Here is a 23,885-nt window from a genome sequence, read left to right on the forward strand (position 1 = left end):
ATTTTAGCGATGCGTTGGGATCGACGATTCCGTCGTCGCAAATCGCGTGCCGGATCGGTGGATCGTCCGGAAGATCCGGCAAAAACCGCCGGGATGATTGGGCTCCATCACACCGGAAGCCGCCGCGTTCTTCCACCATCGCCCCGAACGAACGGGGCGCCGGTGCGCTCGCCGAGAAGCCTGTAGCCGCGGGCGGCCTTGCGCACGATCACGCCGCGCTACGGAAATTCCCTCAGGTAACGACCGGGTGGTCCGACGGCAGACCGCACGACACTCTCCTTGTCCACCATGCGGCTTCAGGTCGGGAGAACACGATGAGAGCAGTTGTCTATAACGGACCGCGCGATGTTGCGGTACAGGACGTGCCGGACGCGCGGATCGAGAGACCGACCGACGTGTTGGTGCGGATCACGAGCACCAACATCTGCGGCTCCGACCTGCACATGTATGAGGGCCGGACCGACTTCCCGCGGGGCGGCGTTTTCGGGCACGAGAACCTCGGGCAGGTGGCCGAAGTGGGCGACGCCGTCGATCGGGTGAAGGTCGGGGACTGGGTCGCCATCCCCTTCAACATCGGCTGCGGATTCTGCAAGAACTGCGAGCGCGGCTTGAGCGCGTTCTGCCTGACCACGGCGGATCGAAGCGTCGTGCCGAACATGGCCGGCGCCGCGTACGGCTTCGCCGACATGGGACCATATCGGGGCGGCCAAGCCGACCTCCTGCGCGTTCCCTACGGCGACTACAATTGCCTGAAGCTGCCGCCGGACGCGGAGGAGCGGCAGAACGACTATGTGATGCTGGCCGACATCTTCCCGACCGGCTGGCATGTCACCGAACTCGCCGGACTGCGTCCCGGCGAGTTGGTCGTCATCTACGGGGCCGGGCCGGTCGGCCTCATGGCCGCCCACGCGGCGATGATCAAGGGCGCCTGCATGGTCATGGTCGTCGATCGTCATCCCGACCGCCTGCGCCTTGCCGGCTCGATCGGGGCCCTGCCCATCGACGATTCCAAGGGCTCCCCGGTGGACCAGGTCCTTGAGTTGACGAACGGCATCGGCGCCGACCGCGGCTGCGAGTGCGTCGGCTACCAGGCGCACGACCCGGCGGGCCACGAGCACCCCAACATGACCATGAACAATCTGGTCAAGTCGGTGAAATTCACCGGCGGCATCGGCGTGGTCGGCGTCTACACGCCCCAGGACCCGGCCCCCCAGGACCCGCTCTACAAGCAGGGCGAGATCGTTTTCGACTACGGCCTCTTGTGGTTCAAGGGCCAGACGATCGGCACGGGCCAGTGCAACGTGAAGGCTTACAATCGGCAGCTGCGCGACCTCATTTCGACCGGCCGCGCGAAGCCATCCTTCATCATCTCGCATGAGCTGCCGCTGCGTGAGGCGCCGAACGCCTACCAGCACTTCGACGCGCGCGACGATGGCTGGACCAAGGTGGTCCTCAAGCCCGCCGCGTGACCCGCCCGGCCGGGCGGGCCGTCGCTCGCCCGGCCTCTCCGCCATCCCGCCGGACGGGCCCGAGCGTGAGGACGTCATGCCGATCTACGACTACGAGTGCGAAGCGTGCGGGCCGTTCACGGCGATGCGGCCCATGGCACAGTTCCGGGACCCATGCGCCTGCCCGGAATGCGGGGCCGCGGCACCGCGAACATGCCTCAGCGCACCCGCCATTGCCAGCAGCACCCCGGGTGACCGCATTGCCCGCGATGGCGCCGAGCCGGGCGCGACCCACCCGCACCGGGCTTCGGCTGCGCATCCCGCCGGCTGCGGCTGTTGCGTGCGCCGCTTGCCACTGCCAGGGGTCCTGTCCACGGGCGGACGGGTGTTCACGTCGCACGGGCCGGTCCGACGGAGCGGGCCGTAACCAGGGAAGGGTTGTCCATGGCAAGCGGCATCGTGGCTGCGCAACGCCGCGACATGGCCGATTGCCGATCCTGCACGACATCGCCTGGGCAACAAGCGTCGCGGCGCTCTGTTGGCGAAGACAATCGGCGCAGAGAAAGACCGTGTCCCGGCTTCCACGTCCTCTTTCACAAACCATTGCAGAGGCGATCGTCACCATGAGCGTGGACATCCTCTTCCGCCCGTTTGCCCTGAAGTCGCTGAATTTGAAGAACCGGATCGTCATGGCCCCGATGACCCGCTCCTTTTCGCCGGGCGGCGTGCCGACGGACGATGTGGCCGCCTACTACCGCCGCCGGGCGGAGAACGAGGTCGGCCTGATCCTTTCCGAGGGCACCGTCATCGACCGGCCCAGCTCCTCGAACGATCCCAACGTTCCGCGCTTCCATGGAGAGGATGCGCTGGCCGGATGGAAGAGGGTCATCGACGGCGCGCACGCGGCGGGGGGCGCAATGGCGCCGCAGATCTGGCACATGGGCGTGATGGCCCCGCACCTGTCCGGCTGGATGCCGCCGCAGCCATTCGAAGGCCCCTCGGGCCTTGTTGTGCCGGGCAAGCCCGGCGGCAATGGCATGAGCGAGCAGGACATCGCGGACACCATCGCCGCCTTCGGCCGCGCCGCGGCGGATGCGAAGCGGCTGGGCTTCGATGCGGTCGAGATCCACGGCGCCCACGGCTACCTGATCGACCAGTTCTTCTGGGCCGGAGTGAACAAGCGGACCGACGCCTTCGGCGGCTCCACCCTGCCGGAACGCAGCCGCTTCGCGGTCGAGGTGGTCAAGGCGGTGCGTGCGGCGGTCGGCGAGAACTTCGCCGTGCTCCTCCGCCTCTCGCAGTGGAAGCAGCAGGATTTCGCGGTGCGCCTCGCCAAGACGCCGGAGGAGATGGAAGCGTGGCTGGCTCCGCTGGCCGACGCGGGCGTCGACATCTTCCACTGTTCGCAGCGGCGTTTCTGGCAGCCGGAATTCGAAGGCTCGGACCTGAACTTTGCCGGCTGGGCCAAGAAGCTGACCGGCAAGGCCACGATCACCGTTGGTTCCGTCGGCCTGTCGGGCGAGTTCATCGCTGCCTTCCAGGGCGAGAGTTCGCAGCCCAGCCCTCTGGATGAGTTGCTGCGCCGCTTCGAGCGCGGTGACTTCGACCTCGTCGCCGTCGGCCGGGCCCTGCTCTCCGACCCACAATGGGTCCGGAAGGTTCGCGAAGGGCGCATGGAGGCGTTGCGCGATTTCACCAAGGAAGCGCTTGCCACCCTGGTGTGACGAGCGGGCCGGAAAAGACGCGGCGCCAGACCAGAACAGCGTTGGTTCGGCTTGGAAAATCGCCCGAGCCGCAACTCCGGGGGGGCGGCCCGTACGGCGGCGGCAACCTGTACAAGCAGCGGCGCAACCGCGCCGCCTCGCCCTTCGCCATGACGCCGTGAGCGTCAGATGAAACGCTTCAAATCAGCAGGCCAAGTTCAGCGCTTCCGGTCCATCCGCACCCCCATCGCCAGTTTTTCCAACTCCGTCGCGACCACCACGCCGCCACCGACTTCCGCACTTTCGGGCCCAGGCATTCGCCGTCTGGATCGGTGTCGCCGATGTGCCGTTGATGGAGCACAGCTCTCGGAGCGCGACCAGAACACGCAAGTCCAGGCCATATTGGCACAGGAAACTCCATGCAACGATAATTGCCCCTCATGAGTCTACATTTCCCCCGTCAGGATATCTGTACAGCGGTTCGGAGATCATGTTGGATAACGTCTGTGGGACCGATTAACGTCCCCTTGGCCGGCAGAGGAGCGCGGCCCATGCGTGCTCATTCACGTTGCACCCGTTTCGCTTACAGGTTTTGTGGCGTTCTTCTGATCGCACTGGCGACCGTTGCCATCGCTTGCCCGGCGGGCGCCCGTCCAGGCGATGTCCGGATCGCCTACGCCGTGCCGAAAAACCCTTCACACGAGGCGATTTACCGGACGTTGCAGGACAAGCGCGTGCTGGAACGCATCCGCGACCGCGTCGAGGGAATCGACCTGCCGCGCGTGCTGACCATCAGGACCGAAGGGTGCGACGGTGAGATCAATGCCTCCTACGAGACCTCCGACGCCACACTGAGCATCTGCTACGAGTATCTCGCCTACATCCAGGAACTCGGACAGAACATCCCACCGGCCGGTGTCAGCGAGGGGCTGACGCCTGCGAACTACATCGTCGGCCCCTTTCTGGAGGTCGTGCTTCACGAGCTCGCCCACGCCATTTTTGATCTGAAGAAAGTGCCGATCCTGGGCCGTGAGGAGGATGCCGCCGACCAGATCGCCGCCTACACGCTGCTGCAGTTGGGCAAGGACGAGGCCCGCCGGGTGATCGCCAGCGTTGCCGTGATGTATGCGAGCGAGGCGAAGGAAGCGCCGACGGAATTGAAGGACTTCGCGAACGAGCACAGCTTGCCGGCCCAACGTTTCTACAACCTGATGTGTATCAGCTATGGCTCCGACCGGAAGAGCTTCGGCGATTTCGTGGAGAAGGGCTATCTGCCGGCCGAACGGGCCGAACTGTGCGAAGAGGAGTACCGGCAGGTCAAGTTTGCCTACGAAAAGCTCGTGGCGCCCCATTTGAGGGGGGTGCGGAAGGCGAACCGCTCCGGGTGAGCACCCGCCCCGGCTTTCACGCATTGCAAAGACCAAATGAAGTTTGACCACCCCCGTTTTCCAAGCAGAGGGAATCTGGTCAAATGGACCCAAGAACGCGATGACAAAAAGCAAAAAGTCAATTCCAATGAAAACCCGTCTCTATCGCAGAAGCGGCACGACCATGGGTTTGTTTTCGAGCGGGTGAACATCGTTATTATGTCCAAAAATCAGATACCCTGCGATGGCTATTGCCCCAAAGACAACAATCGTTTTTGCCATCAAGATGATGATGTATTTATATTGGGATTTTTCCATTGGCTTCCTGCGGCTGTGCATCATGTTCATTGCCTCGAGAGAACCGAATGTTATTTGGAACGCAAGGAGCCCGAACGTTCGCAATTTTTCCTGATCTGCGAACGTCGAAATCCGTTTGTTCCATGACGCTAACGCCGACCACCCGACCTACCGCCACCCAGCCTGCCGCCACCAAAGCTGCCGCGATCAAACGAGCCGGTCCGGGCTCCTGCACCACTGCGATCCAGGCCACCGCCGGATCCTGCCGGGAAACGCGATGGCCCGGCCGCGGCAGGCGTCACGGAACGGAGCGTCCCATCGCGGACGCGGGTCTGCATGCTGGAAACCACCTGTTGTCGCCTCTCCGCATCCAAGCCGCTCCATGCTTGTTGCACGCGCGCGCGCTCGTCGGTGCTGAGAGCGTTCCACCGGTCACGAATCTGCTCCTTCTCCTCGGGTGAGAGCGTGTCCCATTTCTGCTTGAGCGCGGCCTTCTGTTCGTCGGTCAGGCCGGCGAGGAAGTCCACGTCACCCTCATCGTAGTAGTAGACCCAATCGTCATCATAGAACGGGTAGCCCCAAGGATCGTTCACATAAGCAACGCTTCCCGATCCGGCACAGCCGGCCAGGACGAAGACCCCCAGTGCTCCCGCCAGAAACCCGCGTCGCGACCACATGCCGATCGTTCCCTTGTTTGCAGGTTGGAACAACGTAAGTCTTGGTCGAAATCACGGGCGTGCTGCTGATCACATGGAGTGGCTGTCATTTGGTGTTTTTTACATCCGCATGACCACCCGCCCGTCGATCTCGTTGTTGCGCATCCGGCTGAACACGTCGTTGATGTTGTCCAAGTGCTCGACCGAATAGTGAACCTTCACCTTGCCGTCGCCGGCGAACTGGAGGCATTCGGCGAGGTCCAACCGGGTGCCGACGATCGATCCGCGGATCGTCTTCCGCATCAGAACCGTGCTGAAAATGTCCAGTTCGAACGATCCGGGCGGCAGGCCGACGAGGGCCATGGTGCCGCGCTTGGCGAGCATGCCGAGAGCTTGGTTGAAGGCATGCCGGGACACGGCGGTGACGAGCACGCCCTGGGCGCCACCGCACAAAGCCTTGACCTCGGCGACCGGATCGGTCGTCTTCGCGTTGATCGCGGCGTCCGCGCCCATGGCACGGGCGAGCGCCAGCTTTTCGTCGGAGATGTCGACGGCGATCACGTCAAGCCCCATGGCCTTCGCGTATTGCACGGCAATGTGGCCGAGTCCGCCGATCCCGGAGATCACGACCGTATCGCCGGGCTTGGTGTCGGTTTCCTTCAGGCCCTTATAGACGGTTACGCCGGCGCAGAGGATCGGGGCGGCCATTTCCCAGTCAAGACTGTCCGGCAGGTGGCCAACATAGCTGGGATCCGCGAGCGTGTACTCCGCAAAGCCGCCGTTGACGGAATAGCCGGTGTTCTGCTGCAAATCGCACAAGGTTTCCCACCCGGCGAGACACTGCCGGCAGTGCCCGCAGGCCGTGTGCAGCCAGGGAACGCCGACCCGGTCGCCCTCCTTCACCGCGGTCACCCCACCGCCCACCGCGGCAACGGTGCCGACGCCTTCATGGCCTGGAATGAAGGGCGGGTTCGGCTTCACCGGCCAGTCGCCGTCGGCCGCGTGCAGGTCGGTGTGGCAGACACCCGAGGCTTCGATCTTGACCAGAATCTGGCCCGGACCGACCTCCGGCACCGGAACCTCTTCGATCGACAGCGGCATTTTGAATTGGCGGACCACCGCCGCTTTCATCGTTTTTGCCATGGTTCTCTTCCTTGCCGTGGCTTCCGTATGGATGTTGACCGTATCCCGCATGGCGGCGACGCCGTTGCCGGGCATTCCGGTGCTTTTCGGTTCAACGTTCCACGCCGGATCAGCTTTTCCATTCCCCTGAAGATCAAAACGCCAGGACCGTGCGAAGCACGATGACGTGCGCCTTGTCATCCGGCGAGCCCGTGGCCGCGGTCTCGGGGCGATCGCTGTTGGAGAGCACATAGTCGTACTGGGCGTTCACGGTCAGGCCCGAAGCGACCGTGTAACCGGCGCCAACTTCGTAGGCCGTCACCCGCCGGCTGCCCGGGTCGAGCATGGAACCGGGGTCAACGCCGTACTTGTAGTTCGCACCCACCACGATGGCTCCGGCGGTGTACTGCACACCCGCGGTCCAATTGTACATGTCGTCCGCGAAGAAACCCGGACGCTTGTTCTGGCCCGATTTGCCGAAGCTGGTGTAACTGCCACCGACGGCGAAGCCGGCATAACCGAGTTGGGCGCCAACCTGCCAAGCGTTCAGGTCACGGAAGGAATCCGCGGCCACCGTGCTGTCCGAGGACGTGCCCCAGAAATAGCCGGCACTGGCCTTGACGTCGAAGCCGAAGACGTTGCCGTCATAGTTCGCTCCGACCTCGACCAGATTGGCGAAGGAGTTGGTGACGCCCTGATTGGCGATCGCCGAAGACGCCTTCAACCGGTTGACGTCCTGATTGAAGGAGTCGTTGCGCGGGGTGTAGCTGGCGCCGAACTGCACGCCGGCAAAGCGTGGGGAGAAGTAGACGATCTTCGTTGCGTTGGCGTCCGGTGTCAGCGACGGCCACAGGATGCTGGCGGCGTTGACGGCTTCGGCGACCCCACCGAGGACGTCGGAGCCCTGATACCGGCCATTCGCCGGGTTGACGGACTGCCCGGCCGTCGTCGGGCCAACCCAGTTCGTCACCTGATCGAGATCGATGATGCTGGTCGGCAGATAGTCGCCCGGCGTCGAGATGAAGGTTTCGTCGTTGAAGGAGTTGGACACGCCGAGGCGCACCTCGCCAAGCCTGCCCTGTGCGAAGATGAAGGCACGGTCGGCGTTGACGCCGGTGTCGGAACCGGAGGCGCGGATGCGGATGCGCCCACCATACTCCAGGCCGTTGTCCGCTTTGGCGACCGGCGTGATGTGCACGCGGAAGCGGTTGCGGAACTCGGTCGAACGTAGGCCGGAGTCGAGGTCCTGATTGACGAAGCCGGCTTCGAAGAAGGCATCGCCACCGATTTTTATCTCGTACTTGGCCTGGGCGTTGGCTTCCCCGGCGCCCATTGCCAGAGCAACGGCAGCGCAGCCCGCCAGAAAACAGCGGTTCATGATCGTCCCCTCCATCCTGGCAGTGATCACTCCACACGTTGAGCCAAATGACGGAACTGCTCCCATCCGCGCTGGGCAGCGGTCGACGCCATGTGCAGGGTTCGTCAGCCTTGCAGCGGCGGTGCGTTGCCCGGAGGCGCGTCGATGGTCGTTCTCCACACCCGCAGACCGGAGACAGCGAAGAGAATCGTCACCAAGGGATTGAGAATGTTGAAGAAGCAATACATGGCGAAGCCGGTCGCCGACACGCCGAGCGCCGCCGCCATATAGGCCCCGCAACTGTTCCAGGGGATCAGCGGTGAGGTGACCGTCGCCGAATCGCCGACCACGCGCGACAGCAGCACGGGAGCAAGGCCCCTCTTCGCGAATTCCGCCTTGAACAACCGGCCCGGCAGGGCGATCGAAATATACTGGTCCGAGGTGACGATGTTGGCGCCGATGCAGGTGGCGACCACGGTCGCCACGAGCCCGCCGACGGACCTCATCCGATGGATCACCGGGTCGATCAGGCGATTGAGGAGCCCGGCGTGCTCCACCGTCGCGCCGAACGACAGCGCGGTGATGATCAGCCACACCGTGTTCATCATGCTGGACATGCCGCCCCGCGTCAGGATGACGTCGAGGGACTCGTTGCCGCTGTGCGCGACGTAACCGTTGGCGAGCGCCATCCACACCCCCTTCAGCATGGCGACAGCGGCCGGCATTTCCGGTGCGGCGGCGAAGGCGACGACGCGTGCCGGCTCCAGGACGACCGCCAGAAGCCCGCCCGCCAGAGCGCCGAAGAAGATCGTGATGAAGGGCGGAAACCGGGCGATCGACAGGCCGAGGACCAGCAGCAACGGCGTGAAGGCCCAGAGCGACACCGTGAAGTGGCTTTCGATGCCGGACATCATGGCGGTCGCGTCGAAATCGCCTGGCGCCCCCAGCATCCCGAACAGAAGGATGGCGACGAGCAGGGCCGGAACCGAGGTAAACAGCGATTCCCGGATGTGCTCGTAAATCCCGGACCCCGTCACCGCGGTCGCCAGATTGGCGGTGTCGGACAGCGGGGAGGCCTTGTCGCCGAAATAGGCGCCGGAGATCACCGCGCCGGCCGTGATTTCCGGCGACAGGTTCATGCTGGCCGCCACCCCCATCAGGCCGATGCCGATGGTGCCCGCCACGGTCCAGGAGCTTCCGATGCTGAAGCCGACCAGGGCGCAGATGATTGCGGTCGTCGCGTAGAAATAGTGGGGACTGAGGATCTGGAGGCCGTAATAGACCATCGCCACGATGGTGCCGCTGAGCGCCCAGGTGCCGATCAGCGCGCCCACCGCCAGCAGGATCATGATGGCCGCGAGCCCGGTGGCGATGCCGTCGACCACGGCTTGGCGCACCCCGTCCCAGGGCATCCCGTTCTTGTAGGCGATCCCCGCCGCGATGATCCCGGAAAACAGCAGCGCCACCTGGTTCGGCCCAGCGGAGGCGTCCTTGCCGAACAGGAGGTAGGACAACGCTAGCAGGGCGATGAGGGCGATCATCGGAAGCAAGGCGTCGAGCAGCGTGGGCCGGCGCGCCTCCCGCTTTTCCTCAGCCGGCATCGAAACGTGGTTCGCCATGGCCGCAGCCCCCTTTTCCGGATCGCCGCCCCAATCAGGCCGCCTACCCGTGCCAACTCGTCGTCGTGAAGGCGTTGTCGATCAGCGTGCCCTTCTCGCCGCGCACGATTGCCGGAATGTCGGCGAGCGCCCCGATCGCCGCGGTTCGCCCCGTCGCCGTCGCGAACCGGCAGGCGGCGTCCACCTTCGGCCCCATGGACCCGGCCGGGAAGCTGTACCTGCCCATCGCGTCGGGGCTCGCGCGGTGGATGGCCCGCGCGTCCGGCGTTCCCCAGCCGAGGAACACGGCCTCGGCGTCGGTCGCCATGATGAGGAGGTCGGCACCCAGCTCGCGCGCCAGCAGCTCCGAGCAGAGGTCCTTGTCGATCACCGCCTCAACGCCGACCAGCGTACGTTCCTTACCCGGCTGGTGCATGGCCGGCTGGTACATGGTGGGTATCCCGCCGCCGCCGGCGCAGATCACGATGGTTCCCTGATCCAGCAGCCAGCGGATCGGCCGGATCTCGAAGATGCGCTTGGGGGCCGGCGACGGCACGACCCGCCGCCAGGACGCGCCGTCCGGCTTGAACACCCACCCCTTCTCGGCCGCGATGCGCTCGGCCTCGGCGGCTCCGTAGACCGGCCCGACGAACTTGGTCGGATCGCCGAAGGCCGGGTCGTCGCCGTCGACCTCCACCATGGTCAGCAGCGTGGCGAAGGGCACCTCGAACGGCAGCAGGTTGCCCAGCTCCTGCTCGATCATGTAGCCGATCATGCCCTCGGTCTCGGCCCCCAGGACGTCCAGCGGATAGGCCTCGTCCGGCCGGTAGGCGGCGCCCTGGAGCGCCAGAAGCCCGACCTGCGGCCCGTTCCCGTGGCTGATCACGAGCTGATGCTCCCGGGCGACCGGGGCCATGGCCTCAGCGGCGATGCGGATGTTGCGGCGCTGCACGTCGGCGGTCATCGGCTCGCCGCGTTTCAACAGAGCGTTGCCCCCCAAAGCGACGACGACGCGCATGGCATCATTCCCCCAGAGTGGCGACGAGAAGCGCCTTGATCGTGTGCATGCGGTTCTCCGCCTGTTCGAAGGCGATGTTCGCTTCCGATTCGAAGACCTCGTTGGTCACCTCGAGCCCGTTGGGCATCCCGTAATCCTCGGCGATCTGCCGGCCGAGCGTCGTCTCGCTGTCGTGGAAGGCCGGCAGGCAGTGCATGAACTTGACCTGCGGGTTGCCGCTTGCCGCCATCAGCTCCGGGTTGACCTGATAGGGCTTCAGCAGCGCGATCCGCTCCCGCCACACGTCCTTGGGCTCGCCCATCGAAACCCAGACGTCGGTGTGGATGAAATCGACCCCGGCCACCGCTTCGGCGGTGTCGCTGGTGATGGTCAGCCGTGCGCCCGAGGCAGCCGCGAGCTTGTGGGCGATGGCGGTGTACTCCTCCGACGGCCACAGGCTCTGCGGCCCGCAGATGCGTACGTCCATGCCCATCAGGCAGCCGACGATCATCAGCGAATGGCCCATGTTGGACCGGGTGTCGCCGACATAGGTGTACGTGATGTCGGTGATCGGCTTGTCGCTGTGCTCGCGCATCGTCATGACGTCGGCGAGCATCTGGGTCGGGTGGTACTCGTCGGTGAGGCCGTTGTAGACCGGCACACCCGCGTACTTCGCCAGCTGCTCCACGCCGCCCTGTGCGGCGCCGCGGTACTCGATGGCATCGTACATCCGGCCGAGGACGCGCGCGGTGTCCTTGAAGGATTCCTTATGGCCGATCTGCGAGCCCGCGGGATCGAGGTAGGTGACGTTGGCGCCCTGGTCGTGGCAGGCGACCTCGAAGGCGCAGCGGGTCCGCGTCGACGTCTTTTCGAAGATCAGACAGATCTCCTTGCCGCGCAGGTGCTGCTGCTCGGTCCTGGCGTACTTCGCACGCTTGAGGTCGCGCGCGAGGTCGAGCACATAGCGGAACTCCCGCGGCGTGTAATCCTGGACGGTGAGCAGCGACCGGTTGCGCAGATTGAAGCTCATCTTTTCCTCCTGGGGTTCCCTCCGGGTTCGCTGTCCGCGGCGGGTCGTCAGTGGGCGGGCTCCCGCCAGATCGGGCAGGTCATGCAGTGGCCGCCGCCCCGTCCGCGGCCGAGTTCGGCCCCGCGGACGGTGATGACCTCGACGCCGGCCTTGCGCAGCAGCGTGTTGGTGTAGGTGTTGCGGTCATAGGCCACGACCACGCCGGGTTCGAGGGCGACGACGTTGTTGCCGTCGTCCCATTGCTCGCGCTCCGCCTCGTAGGCGTTTCCGCCGGTGCCGACGACGCGGAGCCTGGAATAGCCCAGCGCGTCGGCCACGACCTCCAGCAGCGGCCTCGCCTCGGGCCGCACCTCGAAGCGCCCCTCGTCGTCCAGGGGATAGGCGCTGTAACAGCGGATCTGGTCGACGACCTCGCGGAAGACCGTCACCAGATCGCGGTCGCAGAACGAGAACACCGTGTCCAGATGCATCGCCGCGCGGCTTTTCGGCATCAGGCAGGCGATCACCCGGGACGCCGCGTTGTTGCGGAACAGCGCGCGGGTCACCTGACCGACCGCCTGGCGGTTGGTGCGCTCCCCCATGCCGATGAGGACGACGCCCTTGCCGATCGGCATCACGTCGCCGCCCTCCAGGGAGGCGCCGGTGAAGTCCTCGTCGGAATCGCCCCACCAGATCGTGAAGCCGCCGTCCCGGAAGCGGGGGTGGAACTTGTAGACCGCCCGCTGCAGCAGCGTCTCCGGCTTGCGGGCGGGCCAGAACATCGGGTTGCAGGTCACGCCGTTGTAGATCCAGCAGGACGGGTCCCGCTGGAACAGCGTGTTGGGGATCGGCGGCAGCACGAAATCGGTGCCGCCGAACGCCTCGTTCAACAGCACGCTCACGGTGTTGTCCGGCAGGTCCGATATGGCGATGCCGCCGATGAGATGGATGGCGAGTTCCCTGGACGGCATCTCGTCCAGCCAGGGGCGCATGACCTCCACGGCGGCGACCCCGACGGTGTTGGCGGTGACGCGGCGGTCGAGCACGAACCTGCGCGCCTGAGGATCGTCGAGCGTTTGCGCCAGCAGGTCGTGCAGGTCCAGCACCTCGACCCCGCGCTCCTCCATCTTCAGCACGAGGTCGTGGTGGTCCTTCTGCGCCTCGTGCACCCAGATGACGTCATCGAACAGAAGGTCGTGGCAGTTGCCGGGGGTGAGGCGCTGGTGCGCCAGAGACGGCCGGCAAACCAGGACGGTCCGCAGCTTGCCGACTTCCGAATGCACGCCGACTTCAGACATGACGCAACTCCCTGCTTCGATGGCCCGCTATTCCGTGCGGGCCTTGTTGTCGTATGACGGCGCGGCGGCCATCACAGCGGGCTGATCCTGCCGGTCCACATGAGCCAAGCGGCGAGCACGGCGAGGACGGCGATGGCCGCCGCGATGGCCATCTCCACGCTGGTAAAAGTGCGCTCCCCGTGCTCGCGTCGGGCCCGGACATAGACGAGGATTCCCGGGGCGAAGAGGACCGCGCACATCAGCAGGTACTGAAGGCCGGCCGCGTAGACGAGCCAGAGGCCGTAGGCCGTCGCCAAGGCACCGACCAGGATGCCCTTCGTCCGCGATTCGGCACCGTAGCCCTCGCCGGTCAGGGCCAGTTTCAACGCGTAGGCACCGGACAGGACGTAGGGGGGAAGGATCGCGACCGAGGCGATGAAGTAGAAGAACTGGTACGCGCTGCGCGAAAAGAAGCTGAGCGCGAGGAAGAGCTGGATCAGGAGATTGGTTGCCCACAGCGCGTTCACGGGCGACCCGTTGGCGTTCTCCGCGGCGAACCATTTCGGGAAAGTCCCGTCGCGGCCGCAGGTGTAGGGGATCTCCGCGCACAGCAGCGTCCAGGAGAGGAAGGCGCCGCCGACCGAGATCACCAAGCCGATGTTGATGAGGGCTGCGCCCCACGGGCCGACGAGGGATTCGAACACGCCCGCCATCGACGGCACCTTGAGGTCGGCGAGTTCGGGTTGCCGCAGGACGCCCGTCGCCAGCAGCGAGACCAGCACGTAGATTCCCAGCGCGCCGACGAAGCCGATCACGGTCGCCCGCCCGACGTCGGAGCGGCGGGCCGCGCGGGCGGAATAGACGCTGGCGCCTTCGATGCCGATGAACACCCACAGAGTCACCAGCATGGTGCTCTTCACCTGCTCCATGACCGAGCCGAGGCCGCCCGTGCCGGAACCGGCGCCGGTTCCCCAGAAATCCACCGTGAAGAGATCCCAATGGAAGCCGACGATGGCCACCAGGACGAACAGGAACAGCGGCACCAGCTTGGCGATCGAGGTGACGACGTTCACGAAGGCCGCCTGTTTGATGCCGCTGAGCACGAGCGCGTGGATCAGCCACAGGCACAGCGACGCGCCGACGATGGACGGCAGGTTGTTGCCGTCGCCGAAGATGGGGAAGAAGTGGGACAGGGCCGAGAAGATGGCCACCGCGTAGGCCACGTTTCCAAGAAAGGCGCTCAGCCAATAACCCCAGGCGCTGTTGAAGCCGACGAACGGTCCGAAGCCGGCCTTGGCATAGGCATAGGGGCCTGCGTTCAGGTTCGGTTTGCGCACGGCCAGGTTTTGGTACACGAAGGCGAGCATCATCATGCCGATGCCGGTGATCATCCAGCCGATCAGGATGGCGCCGGGCGACGCACCCTTGGACATGTCCGACGGAAGATTGAAAACGCCGCCGCCGATCATCGAGCCGACAACGAGCGCAACGAGTGGGAGCAAGGTCAGCTTGTCCGACTTCTGGGTCTGCGCCACGCCAGCGTTTTTCACCGACACGAGATCGTTCACGTCAGCCGTCGTCATCGCCGTCTCTCCGCTATCCTCGTCTCCCTGCCGTCAGGATTCCCTCCAATGAGGCGGGCCGATGAGGTGGGGCATCTTCCGCTCCAGCGTCCACTGGTCACATTCGTTGAATGTCGTTGAAGGAATGGCGACCAGGAACGGAAGTCCCAAGCTTGACCGCTCGGCGAGCCGTTACATAAGTTCGATACGGTTTCCGCATCGCCTTTGCATCGCCTGCGGCGTTTTATAGGATCCTGGCGATATGGAAAGGGCTTCTGCCGCTCTGAAAATTATCTGGTGTTACGGTATCCCGACCAATGACTTTTATTGAATTAGACAAAAAGATTATTCCTGAATGCGTTTATTTCGCAGTTGCGAATTTGCATCTGCGAAACGGCTTGGCTGCTTGGCTTCGCTTAAGGCCGTGTGATTTTCTTCTTCTTTGGCCATCAAACTGCGATGAATCAGCCTCACCGGCAGGAAGCCGCCCCATAGGACCGCAGCGTTTCGGTGATGACCTGGACGGGCTCGACATCGTACGTCTTGAGCAGCTTGCGTGTCGGCGCACGTCGCCCGTTTGTCGCACCGGTGCCGGACGTACACCCGAGACGCCTGAGCGTGCCGGCGGTCGGATGGCCAAAGTGCAGCCACCATTCCGCGATGGCCTCGTCGCCGACCACAATGCCGGTCGTCGCCCGGATCAGTGCGACCTCGGTAGGCTCAAGTCGGAGCAATGGGACACCCAGCTGCTCGCCGGAAACGGCGGAGTGCGAGATCATGACTATGTTGAGCCGATGGAAAGATCGATGGCCGGACACTCACAGCCATCTTGCCGTACGATGGAACGATGCACCAAAAGAAAGGAGAAGCGGGGCTCCGTCGTGTGCGTCCATTTTCTCGGTGGGTTTCACTTCTGCTTTCATCGTACAGAATTCCCGTCTGTCGTGCCATTGCGACGCACGGCCAAACAGCGGAGAACTTCCGGATATGGCCCAATCCATTCAGTTCAAATCAGGCGATTTGCTGTTCCGGCGGGGGGACGCGAGCGACTGCGTTTTTTGGATCAGGCATGGGGAAATCGAAGTCCTGCGCGAGAATGGAGACAACGCCATCCTGATCGGGCATGTGCGGGGCGGCGAGTGGCTGGGCGAGATGGGCGTCATTGAAGGCCGCAGCCGGAGTGCCACCGCCCGGGCCGTCAGCGATGGCGCCGCGGAAGTTCTCACCCCGCAGGAGTTCCTGGACCGGGTGAGCCGGGACGCATCCCTGGCGCGTGGGTTGATCCAGCGTCTCAGCATCCGCCTGCGGACGATCGAGGACAAGATTGCCGGCGACCTGCTGCTCTCGACGCGCGAGGCGGAACTGGCGGAGAACGGCGCGCCGTCGTCGGAGGCACTTCCCAACGACAACGAACGCATTCTATTGACCGCCGGGTCGGACTCCCTGCGCAGCCGGATCGGTCCAAGCGCAATCCAGGTTGGGCAACTGCCCTTCGTGGTCGGTCGGCTCCCGATCAACGGCGAGGCATCGCCCCCACGGTCACCCGATCTGTCCATCGACGACCAGCCGCCTTTTCGCCTGTCGCGCGATCACTTCATGATCAGCCGCAGCCAGGGCCGGCTGCTCGTGTCCGATCTTGGCAGCACGCTTGGGACGGTCGTCAACGGGCAGCCGATCGGGCATGATTTCATGAGGGACACCGCCCTTCTGAACCACGGTGAGAACCGCGTCGTTGCGGGCGGCTGGGGATCGGCCTTCGAGTTCATCGTTTCCATCGGCTGAAGGGGCGCTGCCGAACAAAAGCGCTTTTTCGCATCCCGCGAAGCGGATGCCGGACCCAGGTCATACACCGATGAGACCAAGACGGAATGGGCGGGCACTGGCACTCTGACCGCTGCCACGCTTGGTGGAATGATGGATGCCGCACACCGACCCGATCCAACGCCGAGAGGTCGGGCGTGGCATCGCAGAGGACCGCGTCACATCACCAGGGCTGCGGGAGGCGGGCATGGCCGAAGCGCTGTCAGTCAAGGAAAAGGCTCTCATCGACGCATACTGGCGGGCAGCCAACTACTTGTCCGTTGGGCAGATTTATCTTTATGACAATCCATTGCTCAAAGTTCCCCTTACCCTCGAACACATAAAGCCGAGGTTGCTGGGGCATTGGGGAACCACGCCCGGCTTGAATTTCATCTATGTCCATCTGAACCGGATGATCCGGCAATTGGATCTGAACATGATCTGTATTGCCGGTCCCGGGCATGGCGGACCGGCCATGGTCGCGAATGCCTATCTTGAGGGAACATACAGCGAAGTCTACCCGAACATTTCGCCGGACCAGGAGGGCATCAAGCGCCTCTTCACGCAATTCTCCTTTCCCGGCGGGATTCCCAGCCACGTGGCGCCGGAGACGCCCGGCTCGATTCATGAAGGCGGCGAACTCGGATACGCCGTGTCCCACGCGTACGGAGCCGCCTTCGACAACCCCGACCTGATCGTCGCCTGCATCGTCGGCGACGGGGAGGCGGAAACCGGACCCCTGGCAACGAGCTGGCATTCCAACAAATTCCTCAACCCGCTCAGCGATGGCGCCGTTCTGCCGATCCTGCACCTCAACGGCTACAAGATCGCCAACCCCACCATTCTCTCCCGGATCAGCCACGAGGAGCTGGAGCAGCTGTTCCGCGGGTATGGATACATCCCCTATTTCGTGGAAGGCCACGAACCGGACGACATGCATGAACGCATGGCCTCCACTCTGGACACGGCCATCGCCGACATCCGGCGGATCAAGGACGACGCGCGCCGAAACGGGGTCACGCAGCGTCCCCGCTGGCCCCTGATCGTGCTCCGCACACCGAAGGGATGGACATGCCCGAAGGAGATCGACGGCAAGCGGGCCGAGGATTTCTGGCGTTCGCATCAGGTTCCGATGGGGGAAATGCATGAGAACCCGGACCATGTGCGTGTTCTCGAAGAGTGGATGAAAAGCTACCGACCCGATGAGCTTTTCGACGAGGAGGGCCGCCTCCGCCCCGACGTCGCCGACCTGGCACCCCGCGGCGTTCGCCGTATGAGCGCCAACCCGCACGCCAACGGCGGCACGCTCCTGCGCGATCTGCGTCTTCCGGATTTCCGCGACTACGCCGTCCCGGTGGAGGCTCCCGGCGTGGCCGTCGCAGAAGCCACCCGCGTGATGGGGCAGTTTCTCCGCGATGTGATGAAGCTGAACCTCGACGCGCGGAACTTCCGGCTCTTCAGTCCCGATGAGAACAACTCCAACCGCTGGCAGGACGTGCTCCAGGTCACGGACCGGACATGGGTTGCCGACACCGTCCCGTGGGACGACCATCTCGCCCCGGACGGCCGGGTCATGGAGATGCTCAGCGAACACCAATGCCAGGGGTGGCTCGAAGGCTATCTGCTGACGGGCCGACATGGATTCTTCTCCTGCTACGAAGCTTTCATCCACATCGTCGATTCGATGTTCAACCAGCACGCCAAGTGGCTGAAGGTCTGCCGGACCATTCCCTGGCGGCGTCCCGTCGCCTCGCTGAACTACCTGCTGTCCAGCCATGTCTGGCGCCAGGACCACAACGGCTTCAGCCACCAGGACCCCGGCTTCATCGACCATGTGGTGAACAAGAAGGCCGACGTCGTCCGGGTCTATCTGCCACCCGATGCCAATTGCCTGCTGTCGGTCACGGACCATTGCCTGCGCAGCCGGAACTGCGTCAACGTCGTCGTCGCCGGGAAGCAACCGGCCCCGCAGTGGTTGACGATGGATGAAGCCATCAGGCATTGCACGGCCGGCCTGGGGATCTGGGAATGGGCCAGCAACGACCGCGGCGGCGAACCCGATGTGGTGATGGCCTGCTGCGGCGACGTGCCGACGCTGGAGACCCTGGCGGCGGTCGATCTCCTGCGCCATTACGCCCCGGACCTGAAGGTCCGCGTCATCAACGTCGTCGACCTCATGACCTTGCAGCCCCCGGGGGAGCATCCGCACGGGCTTCCGGATCGCGACTTCGATGCGCTGTTCACCACCGACAAACCGATCATCTTCGCCTTCCACGGCTATCCCTGGCTCATTCACCGGCTGACGTACCGGCGGGCGGGCCACGGGAACCTGCATGTGCGTGGCTACAAGGAGGAAGGCACCACCAGCACGCCCTTCGACATGTGCGTGCTGAACGATCTCGACCGGTTCCACCTCGTGGGCGACGTGATCGACCGGGTTCCGGCGCTCGGCGCGAGCGCCGCCTACGTCAAGCAGGCCATGCGCGACAAGCTCATCGCGCACAAGGAACACATCCGGCGGTATGGCGACGACATGCCCGAGATCGCGGGATGGATATGGGACCAGACGGGCGCGGGCCAGACGGGAGTGGTTGGAAAAGCCGCCTCGACCGAGGCCGACAATGTCTGAACCATAAGTGTTTGAACCATAAGACGATGGTCGGGCCATCCGTCGGACGGCGCGGCGGCTGCGACCGGGCGAGGAGGAAACGCCATGAGCAGCGACATGACCATGGCCGACGCAACGGCGTCGAACGTCTCCGGATCGACGGATCTGCTCCAGCGATACGGGTGCGGCCCGATCCACTTCACCGGAACGCACGACGCGCTCTACGAGCGGCACCTGATGTTCGACCATGTGGTCGATCCCACATCGGTCGGTCCCCGCGAACGCTACGAGGCGGTCGCCCGCTCCGTGCGCGACGTGCTGTCACAGCGGTGGCTTCGCACCGAGCAGACCTACGAACGCGAGAACCCAAAACGCGTCTATTACCTTTCCCTGGAGTTCCTCATCGGACGCTCCCTGGCCAACAACGTCATGAACCTCCTTCTCGATCCGGTCGTGGCGCGGGTCGCCGACGAGAAGGGGATCGACTGGCTTGCCCTGCTCGACGAGGAGCCCGACGCCGGGCTGGGGAACGGGGGGCTCGGCCGGTTGGCGGCCTGCTTCATCGACTCCATGGCCACGATGCAGATCCCGGCCATGGGATATGGGCTCCGCTACGAATACGGCATTTTCCGGCAGAGCCTGCGGGATGGCTGGCAGCAGGAACAGCCCGACAACTGGCTGCGCCGGCCCGATCCCTGGGAGGTCGCCCGGCCGCAGGAGTCCGTGGAGATCAGGCTCGGCTGCTCGTTCGAGGTGCGCAACGGGACGTTCGCCGCCGTGCCCGGCCGGCCGTCCAGCCTGCTCGGCATTCCGTATGACCGCCCCGTCATCGGATACGGCGGCCGAACGATCAACACGTTGCGGCTTTGGGCGGCGGCGGCACCGCACGCGCTGGACTTCCAGGCGTTCAGCGCCGGCGACTTCGTCAGTGCGCTCGCCGAACGGCTCTCGGCGGAGTCCCTCACACGGGTCCTGTACCCCGACGATTCGACGAGCATGGGTCAGGGCCTGCGCTTCGTGCAGGAGTATTTTCTGGTCGCCTGTTCCCTGGCGGATCTCGTGCGGCGCTTCCGCCGGACCAATCCGGTCGGCAGCCCGACCGATTGGCGGGCGCTCCCCGACAAGGTCGCCGTCCAGCTCAACGACACCCACCCGAGCCTGACGGTGTCCGAACTGATGCGGATCCTGCTCGACGACGCGGGGCTCGGCTGGGAGGAGGCGTGGGATCTCACGCGGCGCACACTCGCCTACACGAATCACACCCTGCTGCCCGAGGCGCTCGAAAAATGGCCGCTGCCCTGGTTCGAGCTTCTGCTGCCGCGCCACCTGGAGATCATCCTGGAGATCAACCGCCGGCTTCTTGACGAAGTGCGGACCCGCTTTCCCGGCGATGAGGGCCGTATCGAGCGTGTGAGCCTGATCGAGGAGGGCGATCCGCGGAAGATCCGGATGGCCAACCTCGCCATCGTCGGATCGCACAGCACCAACGGGGTCGCTGCGATCCATTCCGATCTGCTGCGCACCGTGACGGTCAAGGATCTGGCCGAACTGTATCCCGAGCGCTTCAGCAACAAGACCAACGGCGTGACGCCCCGGCGTTGGCTTCGGCTGGCCAACCCCGCCCTCTCCCGCTGCATCACCGACGCCATTGGAGACGGCTGGATCACCGACCTGTCCCAATTGGCCAAGCTGACGCCGCTTGCCGACGACGGGGCTTTCCAGGACGCCGTGCGGGAGGCAAAGCGCGCCATGAAGCACCGCTTCGTGGCGTGGCTTGCATCGACCAACGGCATCGCCGTCGATCCCGACACGATCTTCGACTGCCAGATCAAACGCATCCACGAATACAAGCGGCAGCTTCTGAACGCGTTGCGGATCGTCGTGCTCTACAACCGGATGCGGCAGAATCCCGACCTCGACATGGCGCCGCGGACCTTCTTCTTCGCGGGAAAGGCGGCTCCCGCCTACCGTCTCGCCAAGGTGATCATCAAATTCCTCAACAACCTCGCGGCCGCCATCGATGACGACCCGGTGGTGCGCGGCCGTCTCAGGGTGGTGTTCCTGCCCGAGTACGGCGTGTCCCTGGCCGAGAAGCTGATTCCCGCCTCCGACGTGTCCAACCAGATCTCGACGGCGGGCTATGAGGCGAGCGGCACCAGCAACATGAAGTTCATGATGAACGGCGCATTGACGATCGGCACGCGCGATGGCGCGACGATCGAGATGGCGCAAGCCGCCGGCGAGGAAAACTTCTTCCTGTTCGGGTTGACGGCGGATCAGGTGGCCAGCAGCGCCGGCTGGTACAGCCCATTCTGGCATCACCACAACGAACCGGAAACCCGCGCCGCGCTGGATCTGGTCTTTTCCGACCATTTCAACCGCAACGAACCGGGCATCTTCGAACCTCTGCGCGACGCGCTGCTGAGGGGCGGGGACCGATTCATGCATCTCGCCGATCTCACGGCTTATCTGGAGGCGGACCGGCGGTTGCTGGCGTCCTACGCGGCCCCGCAGGACTGGACGCGCAAGGTCATCATGAACATCGCCAACTCTGGCCGGTTTTCCAGCGATCGCACCATCGCCGAATACGCCGCCGAGATATGGGATGCGAAGCCGTGCGCGGTGCCGTGAGGGCCGGATCGGCGGTCCAGGTTGACGAGGATGCGGGGCGGTCTGGCACACCCAGTCCTCCCGATCGGGGAGCCGCGGCACCGCTGGGAGCGATCCCCACCGGCCAGGGGACGAACTTCAGCGTGTTTTCGAAGCACGCGACCGGAATCGAGCTGCTGCTTTTCGACCGCGCCGAGGATGCGGAGCCTGCGCGCGTGATCCGCCTCGATCCCTCCACCCATCGCACCTATCATTACTGGCACGTGTTTCTTCCCGGCGTGACGGCCGGCCAAATCTATGGGTATCGCGCCGAGGGGCCATGGGACCCCGCCAACGGCCTGCGCTTCGATCGGGACAAGCTTCTCCTTGATCCCTATGGCCGCGCGGTGGTCGTTCCGGACCGCTACAGCCGCGACGACATCCGCAAACCCGGTGACGATTGCGGCGGCGCCATGAAAAGCGTGGTTGTGGATCCGGGGTCCTACGATTGGGAAGGCGACGCACCGTTGCGCCGGTCGTCCGCGCAGACCATCGTGTATGAGATGCATGTGCGCGGATTCACACGCCATCCCAGTTCCGGCGTCGGCGGGAAGGCCCGCGGCACGTTTGCCGGGCTGATCGAGAAGATTCCGTACCTGCAGAAATTGGGCGTCACCGCGGTGGAACTGCTGCCGGTGTTCCAGTTCGATGCGCAGGATTGCCCGCCGGGAAAGGTCAACTACTGGGGATACGCGCCGGTCTCGTTCTTTGCGCCGCATGCGGCGTACAGTTCGCGTTCCGATCCGCTCGGTCCGCTGTACGAGTTCCGCGACATGGTCAAGGCGCTGCACCGCGGCGGCATCGAGGTCATCCTCGACGTCGTTTTCAACCACACGGCGGAAGGCGACCACAACGGGCCGACCCTGTGTTTCCGAGGGTTGGACAATCCCACCTACTATCTTCTCGAGGACGACCGATCCCGCTACGCCAACTACACGGGCACCGGGAACACCTTGAACGCCAATCACCCTGTCGTCCGGCGCATGATCGTGGACAGCCTTCGATACTGGGTCGAGACGATGCATGTGGACGGCTTCCGCTTCGATCTGGCCTCGGTTCTGTCCCGCGACACATCGGGACATCCGATCCCGAACGCGCCGATCCTGTGGGACATCGAAACGGAACCGGCGCTTGCCGGTACGAAGCTGATCGCCGAGGCTTGGGATGCGGCGGGCCTTTATCAGGTCGGCAGTTTCGTCGGCGACAGCTGGAAGGAATGGAACGGACGGTTCCGTGACGACGTGCGTGCGTTTTTTCGCGGTGAACCGGGATCGGTGACCCAGATCGCGGACCGCATCCTGGGCAGCCCGGAGATCTACGGGCATGAGGAGCGGGAGGCTGAACAAAGCGTCAACTTCGTGACCTGCCATGACGGTTTTACGCTCAACGACGTGGTGTCCTACGACCGCAAGCACAACGAGGCGAACGGGGAGGGCAACCGCGATGGCGCGGACGACAACCGCAGTTGGAACTGCGGCGTCGAAGGCCCGACCGACGATCCGGCAATCGAGCGGTTGAGAAACCGTCAGGTAAAGAATTTCCTGACCGTGACGATGCTATCGCTCGGCATCCCGATGATCACGATGGGCGACGAGGCCCGGCGCACCCAGTCCGGCAACAACAACGCCTACTGCCAGGACAACGAGACCAGCTGGTTTGATTGGACGCTGGTCGAGACGCACACGGACGTGCACCGGTTCGTGACTGTGCTCAACACACGCCGAAGCCTGCGGGACAGGATGTACGAGCGTGTGCCTTTGCGGCAACTGCTCCGGAAGGCGAAGATAACCTGGCACGGCGTGACTCCCGAGCAACCGGATTGGAGCCGCGATTCCCACAGCATCGCCGTCGAAGCGAAGGTGGAGCAGGGCCGGCTTCGCATTTACCTGATTCTGAACTCCTACTGGAAACCGCTTCGCTTTGAACTTCCGCCAGCAAATGACGGCCGTGTTGGGCCATGGCGCCAATGGATCGACACCTCGCTCGACCCCCCATGTGACATCGTCGAGTGGAGCTTGGCGCCGACGCTGAGTGAGTTGTCCTATCTGGTGGAAGCGCGGTCCGTCGTCGTACTGATCCATGACGCTGGCGAACCGACCCAACTGTCATGACCCGTGCCAAGCGTTGGTGTCTGGTTTTGGCGGAGGGAGACCGTGAGCATCACCCGGCACAATGGACACCGGGTTATGCGACCTGCAACTCGGCCTGCTCAGGAGTTCTGTAGCCATCGGCGCATTGCCCCAGCAGTTCCCCTTGCGGCTCATCAACGGCTGGATGCCAACTCCTTGGCGACGTGATCCAGGGACCGGCCACTGCTTTCCAACAGGACCACGGCCTCCCGCTTGCGCTCGTCCGTAACAGCGCCGTGTCGCCGTCATGTCCACCTCTCCGCTCCCAGCGGGAGCTTAACAGAGGTGTCCACCAATCCGGAGGAG

Annotated in this window: 18 protein-coding genes; 8 read left to right on the forward strand and 10 right to left on the reverse strand. The window is 64.5% G+C overall.

The window, feature by feature from the left end:
* Nucleotides 1-314: 314 nt before the first annotated feature.
* The 4 genes from ACWPN7_RS15590 to ACWPN7_RS15605 all read left to right on the forward strand — a co-directional run bounded on the left by ACWPN7_RS15590 (nt 315) and on the right by ACWPN7_RS15605 (nt 4,539).
* Nucleotides 315-1,469, forward strand: a complete 1,155-nt coding sequence (locus tag ACWPN7_RS15590; RefSeq protein WP_492273350.1) for a glutathione-independent formaldehyde dehydrogenase — start codon at nt 315-317, stop codon at nt 1,467-1,469.
* 76 nt (nt 1,470-1,545) lie between these two features.
* Nucleotides 1,546-1,875: an FmdB family zinc ribbon protein gene (locus tag ACWPN7_RS15595; protein WP_038529458.1), complete on the forward strand. Its 330-nt coding sequence runs from the start codon at nt 1,546-1,548 to the stop codon at nt 1,873-1,875.
* 61 nt (nt 1,876-1,936) lie between these two features.
* Nucleotides 1,937-3,172, forward strand: a complete 1,236-nt coding sequence (locus ACWPN7_RS15600; RefSeq protein WP_459196875.1) for an NADH:flavin oxidoreductase — start codon at nt 1,937-1,939, stop codon at nt 3,170-3,172.
* A 530-nt stretch (nt 3,173-3,702) separates the two neighbouring features.
* Nucleotides 3,703-4,539, forward strand: coding sequence for a DUF4344 domain-containing metallopeptidase (locus tag ACWPN7_RS15605; RefSeq protein WP_198129112.1), 837 nt, complete (start codon nt 3,703-3,705; stop codon nt 4,537-4,539).
* Nucleotides 4,540-4,680: 141 nt separating this feature from the next.
* Here ACWPN7_RS15605 and ACWPN7_RS15610 read toward each other — a convergent pair whose 3' ends face one another.
* From ACWPN7_RS15610 to ACWPN7_RS15655, 10 genes are all read right to left on the reverse strand, one after another.
* A complete protein-coding gene (locus ACWPN7_RS15610) occupies nt 4,681-4,860 on the reverse strand; it encodes a hypothetical protein (RefSeq protein ID WP_149649706.1) in 180 nt (59 codons plus the stop codon).
* 104 nt (nt 4,861-4,964) lie between these two features.
* Nucleotides 4,965-5,492 (reverse strand): hypothetical protein, encoded by a 528-nt coding sequence (locus ACWPN7_RS15615; protein WP_149649707.1) that lies wholly within the window; start codon nt 5,490-5,492, stop codon nt 4,965-4,967.
* A 99-nt stretch (nt 5,493-5,591) separates the two neighbouring features.
* Nucleotides 5,592-6,689, reverse strand: a complete 1,098-nt coding sequence (adhP, locus tag ACWPN7_RS15620; RefSeq protein WP_492273351.1) for an alcohol dehydrogenase AdhP — start codon at nt 6,687-6,689, stop codon at nt 5,592-5,594.
* Between the two features lie 58 nt (nt 6,690-6,747).
* Nucleotides 6,748-7,971, reverse strand: a complete 1,224-nt coding sequence (locus tag ACWPN7_RS15625) for a porin (RefSeq protein ID WP_149649708.1) — start codon at nt 7,969-7,971, stop codon at nt 6,748-6,750.
* Nucleotides 7,972-8,075: 104 nt separating this feature from the next.
* Complete coding sequence (locus ACWPN7_RS15630; RefSeq protein WP_200474730.1) at nt 8,076-9,569, reverse strand: Na+/H+ antiporter NhaC family protein; 1,494 nt, start codon at nt 9,567-9,569, stop codon at nt 8,076-8,078.
* A 43-nt stretch (nt 9,570-9,612) separates the two neighbouring features.
* On the reverse strand, nt 9,613-10,566 hold the full coding sequence (gene arcC / locus ACWPN7_RS15635) for a carbamate kinase (protein WP_038529466.1): 954 nt from the start codon (nt 10,564-10,566) through the stop codon (nt 9,613-9,615).
* A 4-nt stretch (nt 10,567-10,570) separates the two neighbouring features.
* Entirely contained in the window at nt 10,571-11,575 is a 1,005-nt protein-coding gene (locus ACWPN7_RS15640) for an ornithine carbamoyltransferase (protein WP_459196873.1), read from the reverse strand.
* A 47-nt stretch (nt 11,576-11,622) separates the two neighbouring features.
* On the reverse strand, nt 11,623-12,852 hold the full coding sequence (locus tag ACWPN7_RS15645; RefSeq protein ID WP_459196872.1) for an arginine deiminase: 1,230 nt from the start codon (nt 12,850-12,852) through the stop codon (nt 11,623-11,625).
* A gap of 71 nt (nt 12,853-12,923) precedes the next feature.
* On the reverse strand, nt 12,924-14,414 hold the full coding sequence (gene arcD, locus ACWPN7_RS15650; protein ID WP_459196871.1) for an arginine-ornithine antiporter: 1,491 nt from the start codon (nt 14,412-14,414) through the stop codon (nt 12,924-12,926).
* A gap of 449 nt (nt 14,415-14,863) precedes the next feature.
* Nucleotides 14,864-15,172, reverse strand: a complete 309-nt coding sequence (locus ACWPN7_RS15655) for a hypothetical protein (protein WP_145704168.1) — start codon at nt 15,170-15,172, stop codon at nt 14,864-14,866.
* A 208-nt stretch (nt 15,173-15,380) separates the two neighbouring features.
* On the opposite strand from ACWPN7_RS15655, the gene ACWPN7_RS15660 reads away from it, so the two are divergent.
* The 4 genes from ACWPN7_RS15660 (at nt 15,381) to glgX (ending at nt 23,561) form a co-directional block, all read left to right on the forward strand.
* On the forward strand, nt 15,381-16,175 hold the full coding sequence (locus tag ACWPN7_RS15660; protein ID WP_456524815.1) for a cyclic nucleotide-binding domain-containing protein: 795 nt from the start codon (nt 15,381-15,383) through the stop codon (nt 16,173-16,175).
* Nucleotides 16,176-16,401: 226 nt separating this feature from the next.
* Entirely contained in the window at nt 16,402-18,822 is a 2,421-nt protein-coding gene (locus ACWPN7_RS15665) for a phosphoketolase family protein (RefSeq protein WP_459196870.1), read from the forward strand.
* 84 nt (nt 18,823-18,906) lie between these two features.
* Nucleotides 18,907-21,432, forward strand: a complete 2,526-nt coding sequence (locus ACWPN7_RS15670; RefSeq protein ID WP_459196869.1) for a glycogen/starch/alpha-glucan phosphorylase — start codon at nt 18,907-18,909, stop codon at nt 21,430-21,432.
* Nucleotides 21,417-23,561: a glycogen debranching protein GlgX gene (gene glgX, locus ACWPN7_RS15675; RefSeq protein ID WP_459196868.1), complete on the forward strand. Its 2,145-nt coding sequence runs from the start codon at nt 21,417-21,419 to the stop codon at nt 23,559-23,561. The genes ACWPN7_RS15670 and glgX overlap by 16 nt, the downstream gene beginning before the upstream one ends.
* The last annotated feature ends 324 nt before the right edge of the window (nt 23,562-23,885 follow it).

This window comes from Azospirillum sp. UENF 312511 (assembly GCF_058780635.1).